General features: G+C 44.4%; 10 protein-coding genes and 1 pseudogene. 10 read left to right on the top strand and 1 reads right to left on the bottom strand.

Going from position 1 to position 10,507, the window contains the following annotated elements; all coding sequences use genetic code 11:
• The coding region (locus tag Q0314_RS04135) for a Clp protease N-terminal domain-containing protein (RefSeq protein ID WP_298056818.1) at positions 1–771 on the bottom strand (771 nt) is incomplete at its 3' end.
• Positions 772–949: 178 nt separating this feature from the next.
• Here Q0314_RS04135 and Q0314_RS04130 point away from each other — a divergent pair.
• The 10 genes and pseudogenes from Q0314_RS04130 to Q0314_RS04085 all read left to right on the top strand — a co-directional run bounded on the left by Q0314_RS04130 (position 950) and on the right by Q0314_RS04085 (position 10,466).
• On the top strand, positions 950–2,254 hold the full coding sequence (locus Q0314_RS04130) for a S41 family peptidase (RefSeq protein WP_298056815.1): 1,305 nt from the start codon (positions 950–952) through the stop codon (positions 2,252–2,254).
• Between the two features lie 11 nt (positions 2,255–2,265).
• Positions 2,266–2,982 carry a phosphoribosylaminoimidazolesuccinocarboxamide synthase gene (gene purC, locus Q0314_RS04125; RefSeq protein ID WP_295144445.1) on the top strand — a complete coding sequence of 239 codons (717 nt, stop codon included), beginning with the start codon at positions 2,266–2,268 and terminating at the stop codon, positions 2,980–2,982.
• 1 nt (position 2,983) lies between these two features.
• Positions 2,984–3,244, top strand: coding sequence for a phosphoribosylformylglycinamidine synthase subunit PurS (gene purS / locus Q0314_RS04120; RefSeq protein WP_298056812.1), 261 nt, complete (start codon positions 2,984–2,986; stop codon positions 3,242–3,244).
• Positions 3,241–3,906, top strand: a complete 666-nt coding sequence (purQ, locus tag Q0314_RS04115; RefSeq protein ID WP_298056810.1) for a phosphoribosylformylglycinamidine synthase subunit PurQ — start codon at positions 3,241–3,243, stop codon at positions 3,904–3,906. The genes purS and purQ overlap by 4 nt, the downstream gene beginning before the upstream one ends.
• Positions 3,900–5,252: an SH3 domain-containing protein gene (locus Q0314_RS04110; RefSeq protein ID WP_298056808.1), complete on the top strand. Its 1,353-nt coding sequence runs from the start codon at positions 3,900–3,902 to the stop codon at positions 5,250–5,252. The genes purQ and Q0314_RS04110 overlap by 7 nt, the downstream gene beginning before the upstream one ends.
• Positions 5,239–5,925, top strand: a complete 687-nt coding sequence (locus Q0314_RS04105; protein ID WP_298056806.1) for a lysophospholipid acyltransferase family protein — start codon at positions 5,239–5,241, stop codon at positions 5,923–5,925. The genes Q0314_RS04110 and Q0314_RS04105 overlap by 14 nt, the downstream gene beginning before the upstream one ends.
• 77 nt (positions 5,926–6,002) lie before the next feature.
• A complete protein-coding gene (locus tag Q0314_RS04100; protein ID WP_298056804.1) occupies positions 6,003–6,899 on the top strand; it encodes a hypothetical protein in 897 nt (298 codons plus the stop codon).
• A 528-nt stretch (positions 6,900–7,427) separates the two neighbouring features.
• Entirely contained in the window at positions 7,428–9,281 is a 1,854-nt protein-coding gene (htpG, locus tag Q0314_RS04095) for a molecular chaperone HtpG (protein ID WP_298056802.1), read from the top strand.
• Between the two features lie 241 nt (positions 9,282–9,522).
• Positions 9,523–10,029 (top strand): annotated as a pseudogene (locus Q0314_RS04090) (PAS domain-containing protein).
• A complete protein-coding gene (locus Q0314_RS04085; protein WP_298056801.1) occupies positions 10,026–10,466 on the top strand; it encodes a hypothetical protein in 441 nt (146 codons plus the stop codon). The pseudogene Q0314_RS04090 and the gene Q0314_RS04085 overlap by 4 nt, the downstream one beginning before the upstream one ends.
• Positions 10,467–10,507: the final 41 nt, after the last annotated feature.

Here is a 10,507-nt window from a genome sequence, read left to right as displayed (position 1 = left end):
TTCAAACTCGCCGCGGTACTTCGCGCCCGCGATCAGCGCGCTCATATCAAGCGCGATCACTCGCTTGTTTGCTAGGCTAGTAGGCACGTCTTTTGCCACGATTTTTTGCGCTAAGCCCTCGACGATAGCGGTTTTACCAACGCCCGGCTCGCCTAATAAAATAGGATTATTCTTGCTTTTTCTTATTAAAATTTGCATCATGCGCGTGATCTCTTCGTCGCGCCCTATGACTGGATCGAGCTCCTTATTTAGCGCCTTTGCAGTTAGATCGATGCCGTACTTCTCCAAGCTATCTAGCGTCTCGTCGCCGGTTTGGCTGTCTATCTTGCGCCCTGCTCTAATGCTTTCCAAATTTTTGCGGATTTCTAAAACATCTGTAAATTTGCCTAAAATTTGTTTAATTTCAGGCAGCTCAAGCGCCGAGATAATCCACGTATCTACCGCGATATAGCTATCCCCTAGGCTCACCATCAGAGCTTTTGCGCTTTCAAGAGAGTTTATGAGCTCTCTTGAAATTTGCACGTTTTCCTTGCTGACGTTTGAGCTTGTCGGTAGCTGTGCGGCTTTGCTTTTTACTTCAAGTTCCACCGCGTCCTTGCTGACGTTCATTTTGTTAAAGACTTGGTTTAGTAGCGAGCTACTATCTGCGGCTAGCGCCCAAAGCAAATGAAGCGGAAAGGTTTGCGGATTTTTCGCGTGTATCGCTAGCGCGACTCCCTTTTCTACCAGCTCTTGCATTTGTGCGGTTAAATTTTCGCCTAAATTCGCCATTTTTTCTCCTTTAGTTTATAATGAGCGTATTATATAACTTTAGTCGATTATTGTCAAGTTATCTAAGTTATTTAATATAAACACTTACAAAATAAAATTAAATTTTATTAAATCTTTTATCCTATTTTTAGGCAAATTTAACTAAAATACCCCCACTTAAAAAGGCAGGAGATTAACTTTGAATAAAAAAAAGACGTTTTTGTTTTCAAGCGTTGCGGGCGCTATGATATTCGGAGCGGTTTTTAGCGCAAATTTAAATGCTAAAGCCACCGAGGACGGATCGAATTCTAAACTGCAATCGCTCTCTAAACTTACAAAAACCATTTCTACTATCGAAAAATATTATGTTGATGATTTACAGTTTAAAGAGATCGTGGATAAAGCCATAGAAGGGCTTTTAAACAACCTTGATGCGCATTCCGGATTTTTAAACGAAAAGGCGTTTAAAGATATGCAGGTACAGACAAACGGCGAATTTGGCGGCCTAGGCATCACTGTCGGTATGAAAGACGGCGCCCTAACGGTCATCTCGCCTATCGAAAATACGCCTGCGGATAAAGCCGGCATAAAAAGCGGCGACATCATCCTTCGCATCGATGGAAACGCGACTCTAGGCACCACCATAGACGAAGCTGTAAATAAAATGCGCGGCAAACCAAAGACGCCTATTACGATAACTATCGTGCGAAAAGGCGAGCAAAAGCCGTTTGACGTCAAGCTCGTGCGCGACATCATCTCAGTCGAGTCCGTTTACGCAAAGATGATCGAAAAAGACAACATCCTATATCTTCGCGTGACAAATTTTGACAAGCACGTAACCGAAAAGGCCGAGGAATTTATCAAAAAATATCCAAAAGCGGAAGGCATCATCCTTGACCTTCGCAACAACCCAGGCGGACTTTTAAACCAAGCGGTCGGACTGACGAATTTGTTTATAGATAGCGGCGTGATCGTATCTCAAAAGGGCAGAAACGAGAGCGAAAATAGCGAATTTAAAGCCGCAAGAGCAAATAAAATCACAAATTTACCGCTTGCGGTGCTAGTTAACGGCGGAAGCGCGAGCGCGAGCGAGATCGTGAGCGGATCGCTACAAGACCACAAACGAGCCGTCGTTATCGGCGAAAAGACGTTCGGTAAAGGCAGCGTGCAGATCATCCTACCCGTAGACGACAAAGAGGCCATCCGCCTAACTATAGCGCGCTACTACTTACCTAGCGGCCGCACTATCCAAGCAACAGGCGTTGAGCCTGATATTATCGTATTTCCTGGCAAAGTGCCTCAGCAGGATGAAAATGCCTTTTCTATAAAAGAGAGCGAACTAAAAAAACACCTAACCAACGAACTGAGCAAAATAGACGCAAATAGCGACAAAAACGCTACGAAAATCACGGACAATAAGACTATAATAACCGAGGCTAACGTAAACGACGATATACAACTAAAATCGGCGATTGACGCGATCAAAATTTTACAGCTAAAATAAGGAGTGCAAAAATGCAAAAAAAAGAGCTGATCTACGAGGGCAAGGGAAAAAAGATGTTCGCAACGGACGATGCGAACTTGCTAATAGCGGAATTTAAAGACGACTTAACCGCCTTTGATGCGCAAAAAAGAGGTAACGAAGCCGGTAAAGGCGCGCTAAATAACAAAATTTCGACGCAGCTTTTTCATCTTTTAAAAGAAAAAGGCATCCCGACTCACCTGGTCGAAACCCTAAGCGACACCGAACAGCTCGTGAAAAAATGTGAAATCATCCCGCTTGAAGTGGTCGTGAGAAATATCGCAACCGGTTCGCTAACAAAGCGCCTTGCGATAAAAGAAGGCACGGTTTTGTCGTTTCCATTGGTAGAGTTTTACTACAAAAACGACGATCTGCACGATCCGCTCGTAAATGACGAACACTGTCTAATCATGGGCTTAGTTAAGAGCGAAAACGACCTTGACAGACTAAAACACATGGGCCGCGAGATAAACGCTATCCTCTTTAAATTTTTCGCAGACAGAAACTTAAAATTAGTCGATTTTAAAGTCGAATTCGGCGTCGATAAAGACGGAAATATCCTGCTAGCAGACGAGATCAGCCCAGATAGTTGTCGCTTTTGGGACGCGACTACGAACGAAAAACTCGATAAAGATAGATTCCGTCAAGATCTTGGCAACGTAAAAGTCGCCTACGAAGAAGTTTTAAAAAGAATTTTATCTAAGGTTTAAAATGAAAGCTATCATCAACGTATCCTTAAAAAACGGCGTTTTAGACCCGCAAGGAAAGGCAGTCGAGCACGCGCTCGGCTCGCTTGGATTTAATAACGTAAGCGGCGTACGAATAGGCAAACAAATCGTGCTGGATATAAGTGCCGCAAGCAAAGACGAAGCGCGCAAGGAGCTCACCAAAATGTGCGAAGAACTGCTCGCAAACACCGTCATTGAGGACTACGAGATAAATTTGAACGATAAATGCGAGAGCGCAAAATGAAAGTCGCCATCGTTTTGTTTCCAGGCACGAACTGCGAGCAAGATACAAAGTACGCTTTTGAGCTTTTGGGTTGCCAGACGCAGATAATCTGGCACAAAGAAAGCGAGATAAATGCCGATCTTATCGTACTTCCGGGCGGATTTAGCTACGGCGACTACCTACGCACGGCGGCTATCGCTAAATTTAGCCCGGCGATGAGTGCAGTCGTAAAACATGCGCAAAAAGGCGGATACGTGCTTGGCATTTGCAACGGCTTTCAGATGCTGTGCGAGCTAAAACTACTCGCGGGCGCGATGAGACGAAACGAAAATTTAAGCTTCATCTCAAAATACCACTATCTAAAAGTGGTTTCAAACGCAAATAAATTTCTATCAAATTTGAGCGTCGGCGAGATCGTAAACATCCCGATCGCTCACGGCGAGGGAAACTTTTACGCCGACGAGGCGACGCTAAAAGGCCTCTACGACAACGATCAGGTACTGCTAAAATACTGCGACGCAAACGGCGCAGAGCTAAATCCAAACGGCTCGGTCGACGAGGTAGCAGGAATTTGCGATAAGAACAAAAAGATATTCGGCCTCATGCCTCACCCCGAGCGCGCCTGCGAGAAATTTTTAGGTACGGATGATGGACTAAAGATGCTAAAAGGGCTAGTTTGCTAAAGCCCTTTTTAGCCTTTTTTACTATATTTGTTTTAGCTTGCACGGCGACCGAGCCTAGTGTGTTTGACATGATGGGCGACGAGCAAAGTCAAAAAGTAATCAAGTCTGCTCCCCAAACGCCCGCGCAAAAGCCAAATTTACAAAACAAAGCACCAAGTGCACAAAATAGAACTCCAAGCCAGACGCAAAGTACGGCTACTCAAAATAGAACCCCCGTAGCGCAAAGTCAAACCCCAAGCAATCAAGGCGGCACGCATCTGCGCCAGCCTATCCCGCAAAATATCGCACCCACCAACGAGCCAGAGCTAAATTTAAAAGACAGCCAGCTCTACGAGCGCGTGCAGCCAAACGACATCATTATCAAGGCTTTAAACGCGCCAAAGCAAGTCTACGTCGGGCAAATTTTTAGCTTTACGCTCTCGGTCGATATCCAGGATAACATCGCCGTTGATCTGCAAACCGTCTTGCCAGAAACCCAAAACCTAAAATGGCTAAGCTCAAATTTGCGCTGGGATAACGACGGCAAAGGGGTTTACAAGGCTCAAATTTACGCCGAGGCCTCCGCCGAGGCCGTGAAAAATCCAAAAATCACTGTAAATTTAAAGCGCAACGGCGAGTTTTTCCAGACGGCAAATTTGACGCTTTTGCTACCTAAAATTGTAGCGCTAAAAAGCGGCGAGAAATACAATCACGTCGTCGCTCAAAATCTCGAAGTCAAAAAATACAAAACCAATAAATTCGACGATAAAAATCTCATCATGATCGTCGAAGTAAACGCGCAAAAAGGCAATATCGCGGACTTTTTCATCGAGGATAAGGACATCATCAAACAAGGCGTGGACTCCACGAGCGGCGAATTTGACGCGCAAAGCGGATATTATTTCGCGATATTTTCGCCTGAAAAAACCTCGATAGATTTTAACTACTTTAGCCTTGCAAAAAAAGATTTCGTGAGCTTTTCGCTCCCGGTCGTCGTGGAGGATGATGAGATCAGCACGCAAATCGGACTAAATCCAAAGCAAAGCAAATTTGAAATTTACAAAAATATCGGAGTTTACGCGCTTTTCGGTATTTTCTTGATCACGTTTTTGTTTAAGCGCGACGCGATATTCCTCATCGTCGTGGTCGGCCTTGGAGCCTATATCCTTTATAGCTACAACCCGTTTGGCGGCGCGACGCTAAGGCAAAACATAAACGTAAAAATTTTGCCTACGCAAAACTCGAGCGTATTTTACACCTCAAAAGCGGAGGAAAAGGTTGAGATCCTCGGCGAACGCGAGGACTACGTCAAAATTTTACTAGACGACGGCAAGATAGGCTGGGTAAAAAAAGATGATATTTTCTAGGATAAAGGCCGCGTATTTCGCGGTCGAGTTTCTCATTAGCATACTTTTGGTCGTGTTTTTCATGTGGCTTTTTAAAAAGCATATTCACGGCGTGAGGAAAATTTGGGGTAGGAGCCAGCGGCTTTTTGGTTTTTATTCGCTCAAAATCGTCGGCAACTTCGACGAGCGCGCGAATATGATCATCATGAACCACCAAAGCATGCTAGATATCGTCGTTTTAGAGGAAGTCTATCCTAAAAATCTCTGCTGGATCGCTAAAAAAGAGATTGCCGACCTGCCCGTCATCGGCCAGATCATCCACGTGCCGCAGATGATCTCAGTCGAGCGCGAGAATAAACGCTCGCTCATCAAGCTCGTAAAAGATGCACAAGACCGCGTCGAAAAGGGGCGCGTGCTGGCGATTTTCCCCGAGGGAACGCGCTCGCACTCAAGGGAGCTTTTGCCGTTTAAAGGCGGTGCGAAAATCATTGCCGACAAGCTAAATCTAAAAATCCAGCCCGTCGTGATCGCGGGCTCGGACATCATGGACGTGAAAAATTTTAGCTTTAAAAACGGCAAAATCAAAATCATCTGCCTAGATCTCATCGACACCGCCGAGCCTGAGTGGCTGGAAAACGCAAGGGCGAAAATGCAAGAAACGCTTGATAACGAGAGGCAAAAAGCGGCGGTCTAAAACGCCTGTTTTTACCGCGAATTTGCCTCGCGCGTAAATTTAACCGCCTCGTAAAAGCCGTAAATTTAGGAGGATTTATGAAAAAGCTCGCCGTTATCTTTATAGTTTTAATTCAAATTTTATTCGCTTCAAATTTACCAGAGCCTGACCTTGATATCTTTTTTGATGAAAACGCTACGAACAAACAAATAGACGCAGGCCTCGATCAAATTTTAGATTTTTTATCGCAAAACCCGCACCGCGTAAATGATGAGTTTGGCGAATTTAACGACCGCCTTTTTTCGCCTTTTATCTACAACCTAAAAATTATAAAAACAGGCAAATTTGACTTTGAACGCATAAAAAAGGCGCTCAAATTTAAGCCGGATCTTAACTATAAATTTATGATTTTCACGCCTATTGACACGGTTATTGCACTTGGCATAAACTCTGACGGCAAATATAAATTCGATCAAAAAGAAACGATACGTCTCATCGACCTGCTCGTAGCAAACGGTGCGGATATCGGCTCGCCCGAGCTTTTGCGCACGGCTTGCAATGTCGAAGCGTTTGAGATTTTTAGCCACCTTCTTAGCAAAGGCGCGCGCGGCGACAAAGATGTGATGCTTTGCGTGGCTGGCGGGATAGCTATCTTTATGGGTCAAAACGGTGCCTCGCCGATCGCAAACGCTCCGCTTGATCCAAAAATAAGGCAGTTTGCGAAAACCTCAAAATTTACCGAATTTTACCGCGATAAAATGCGCTACCTTGAGGAGCTGCTGAAATTTGAACCGCTTAGCGAATTTGAGGCCAAAGAGCTGGAAGTTTTTACGAAACTATCCGCGATCTTAGACAGCGAGGATATGGTTAAATTTCTGCTAAAAAACGGCGTATGCAGGCAAGAAAATTTACAAACCTCTTGCGAAAATCTCAAAAAGTACGCGACCCACTACGAAGCAAAAGAGAGCCAAAAGCTGATAAACGAAGTCAGATAGTTATAAAGCGGCGATCGAGAATGAAGCCATTTTAAATTTGCACTTTGAAAAATGCTCAAATTTGATCGCGGCGAATGTAAATCAAAAGGATAGACGATGAAATTTTCTTTTCGATTTTTGTTGCCCGCCCTACTCTTTTTTGATTGTGTCACTTTTTACACTGAAGCAAGATGAAGCGATTAAGGCTTGCCGGCAATCAAAATCCGTGCCTGATTTTAGAATTTTCTACTACGAAAATGCTACGAGTGAGCAAATAGGCACCGGGCTAGAATAAATTTCAGATTTTTACGGCAAAACCCGCACCACGTAAACGATTAAGCGGACGAGTATTGCGACCGTTTTTTACGCCTTTTATATTTAACGCCAAAGTGTATAACACGGGTAAAACCGACTTTGTGCGGATAGAAAAAGCACTCAAATTTGAGAAACAAATTTTAGGTTAGTTGATAGTAATCGTATCAAGTTTAAAGATATTCTTAGCACCTTGTGCTATAATCTGCTAAAAATTTTAAAAACAAAGGACGAAAAATGAGCGAAAAATTTGAATTTCAGACCGAGGTAAACGAGCTGCTAAATTTGATGATACACTCGCTTTACTCAAACAAAGAGATATTTTTGCGCGAGCTCATCTCAAACGCAAGCGATGCGCTGGATAAGCTAAACTATTTATGCCTCACGGACGACGCATACAAAAGCCTAAGCTACTCCCCGCGAATCGATATCAAAATAGACAAAGATAAAAAGACGCTAACGATCAGCGATAACGGCATCGGCATGGACAAAAATGAGCTGATAAATAACCTCGGCACCATCGCTAGAAGCGGTACGAAGGGCTTTTTGGATAAACTAAGCGGCCAAGCTAAAAAAGATAGCGCGCTCATCGGGCAGTTTGGCGTCGGGTTTTATTCGGCATTTATGGTTGCGGATAAAATCGAAGTCGTGAGCAAAAAGGCGCTTGGCGAAGAGGCCTTTATGTGGAGTTCGGACGCTAAAACCTACGAGATCTCGCCCGCGCAAAAAGATAGCCACGGCACCTCGATCACGCTTTATCTAAAAGATGACGAGTTTGCCGAGTCCTACCGCATAGAAAACATCGTCAAAAAATACTCCAACCACATCCCGTATCCGATATTTGCGGATAAAGAAGAGTACGTAGCGCCTAAAGAGGGCGAAAAAGAGGGCTCGTACGAGACCAAAAACGTGCAAATTAACAAGGCCTCGGCACTTTGGAAAATGAACAAAAGCGCGCTAAAAGATGCCGATTATAACGACTTTTACAAGCAAATCTCGCATGATAGCGAGGATCCGCTGCTATGCGTACATACAAAAGCTGAGGGCAAGATCGAGTACACTACCCTATTTTTCGTGCCGGCGTCAGAGCCCTTTGATCTATTTCGCGTGGATTATCAAAGCGGCGTGAAACTCTACGTTAAAAGCGTATTTATCAGCGACGACGCCAAAGAGATGCTGCCGCCGTATCTTAGATTCGTCCGAGGTATCATCGACGTGGAGGATCTGCCGCTAAACGTCAGCCGCGAGATCCTGCAAGAAAACGGCATAATGCGCAGTGTAAAAGAGCAAAGCGTCAAGAAAATCCTGGGCGAACTAGCCAAGCTAAAAGAAAAAGATAGAGAAAAATACATCAAATTTTATAAAATATTCGGCAAGGTGATCAAAGAGGGGCTTTACGGATTTAGCAGCGAAAAGGAGCAAATTTTAGACCTTTGCCTCTTTAAATCAAGCAAGCGCGACGGACTAATCAGCCTAAAAGAGTACAAAGAGGCGATGAAAGAGGGACAAAAATCGATCTACTACATCAGCGGAAACAACGAAACGATGCTAAGAAATTCGCCGCTTTTAGAGAGCTTTAAGGCCGAGGGCACCGAGGTGCTAATCATGGACGAGGAGATAGACTCTATCGTCATGCCGATGGTCCAAGACTACGACAAAACACCGATAAAAGCGGTAAATCACACCGATATCGACGCCGAGATCAAGCCGGAAAAATGCGAAGCCGACGAGGGTAAATTTGCCGCGCTACTAGCTAAGATGAAAGAGATACTAAAAGACGAGGTCAAGGACGTAAAGCTAAGCTCACGTCTAAGCGAAAGCGCCGCCGTCATCGTCTATGATAAAAACGATCCCGACTACGCTACGCAGATGATGCTAAAGCAGATGGGGCATAGTGCCGGTAAAATTTTACCAATACTAGAGATAAATCCAAAGCACGAGCTCTTCGAAAAACTATCTCAAAACGAGGCGATGATCTATGACGCGGCTGAGCTGCTTTTAGATATGGCTAAGCTAAACGAAGGCGTCGCGATCGACGATCCGTCGGCGTTTAGCAAAAAACTAACTAAAATCTTGCTTAAAGCGATCTAAATTTAAGCCTTTTGGGAGCTTAAATTTTCGGCTCGGCGACGGAGTTAAATTTGCCGCCGAGCTTTTTAAATTTGAGCTCAAATTTGCACTCCAAAATCCACTCGCCCTACCCTTAAATTTACGGCGTCAAATTTAACCTAAAAGACGCTTGCCGCGCCCGCCGAATGCTAAATTTAAAAAGGCCAGTAAGCTACATTTGCGTAATATTTGGTTATAATTACCGAAAAATTTAAGGTACAAAGTGAACGAAAGTAAAGAATATTTCGTAAAAGAAGAAGATTTTATCGTATCAAAAACCGACGTCAAGGGCAGGATAACCTACTGCAATCAGCCGTTTTTAAAAATCGTCGGTGCTACGCAAGAGCAGCTTTTGCGCAAGCCGCACAACATCATCAGGCATCCCGATATGCCGCGCATCGTGTTTAAGCTGCTGTGAGAGCGTATAAAGGCAAAGCAAGAGATATTTGCGTTCGTTAAAAATAAGAGTTTTGACGGCGGATTTTACTGGGTATTTGCCAATATTACGACCTCGCTAGATGCTAACGGCGAGATTATCGGTTACTACTCCGTTCGCCGTAAGCCAAATCCAGAAGGCGTCAAATTTATCGAAGGCATATATAGGCAGCTGCTTGAGGTAGAAAAAAGCGGCAGCATGGAGGCCTCAAGCAAGTTACTGGGGCAAATTTTAGCCGGCGCCGGTGTCAGCTATGACGAGTTGGTACATAAACTTCAGCGAGGACAGATATGAGGCAGCATCCTATCTCAGGCGATATAATTAAGCTAAAAAACGAGCTTAACGAGCTTGAAAAAATGGACATCAAACCGCAAGAAGCGATCATGAGCGCCGCGCAGTTTAGCGCTCTAGCAAGCGCGGTCAAAGAGCGAGAGACAAAGGCTAGCGGATATTTTTCGGCCGTTTTTGACAACGAGGATTATTATGCTAACGTCAGTGCCTATCTCTCGCAGATCCTACTAGAGATATCGCTAAAAAGCGAGAAAAATGGCATAAGCACGGCGGCAAATCAAAAACTCCAAGTCGCTGCGAAAAACATCAAGGATATAACCGAGCTTTTACAAGCTCAAAGCGCCATCATGCAAAAATACAAAAGGCGAAGCTTTTTTGACAAAGATGCGGCTCGTCTGCGCGCCGTAAAGACGCAACTTGCCAAGCTACTAAAAGCGTAATCAAGACTAGATAAGATACTAAAAACGCAGGCTAGTATTAT

This window comes from uncultured Campylobacter sp., from assembly GCF_938040115.1.
Taxonomy (GTDB): Bacteria; Campylobacterota; Campylobacteria; order Campylobacterales; family Campylobacteraceae; genus Campylobacter_A.
Note: the sequence above shows the minus strand (reverse complement) of the source record. Positions and strands in the feature narration are given on the sequence as shown.

Excerpts from the sequence above, each read along its gene's own strand:
- Q0314_RS04105 (WP_298056806.1), top strand. The coding sequence starts at position 5,239 with ATGATATTTTCTAGGATAAAGGCCGCGTATTTCGCGGTCGAGTTTCTC.
- purS (WP_298056812.1), top strand. The coding sequence starts at position 2,984 with ATGAAAGCTATCATCAACGTATCCTTAAAAAACGGCGTTTTAGACCCG.
- purQ (WP_298056810.1), top strand. The coding sequence starts at position 3,241 with ATGAAAGTCGCCATCGTTTTGTTTCCAGGCACGAACTGCGAGCAAGAT.
- htpG (WP_298056802.1), top strand. The coding sequence starts at position 7,428 with ATGAGCGAAAAATTTGAATTTCAGACCGAGGTAAACGAGCTGCTAAAT.
- purC (WP_295144445.1), top strand. The coding sequence starts at position 2,266 with ATGCAAAAAAAAGAGCTGATCTACGAGGGCAAGGGAAAAAAGATGTTC.
- Q0314_RS04085 (WP_298056801.1), top strand. The coding sequence starts at position 10,026 with ATGAGGCAGCATCCTATCTCAGGCGATATAATTAAGCTAAAAAACGAG.
- Q0314_RS04100 (WP_298056804.1), top strand. The coding sequence starts at position 6,003 with ATGAAAAAGCTCGCCGTTATCTTTATAGTTTTAATTCAAATTTTATTC.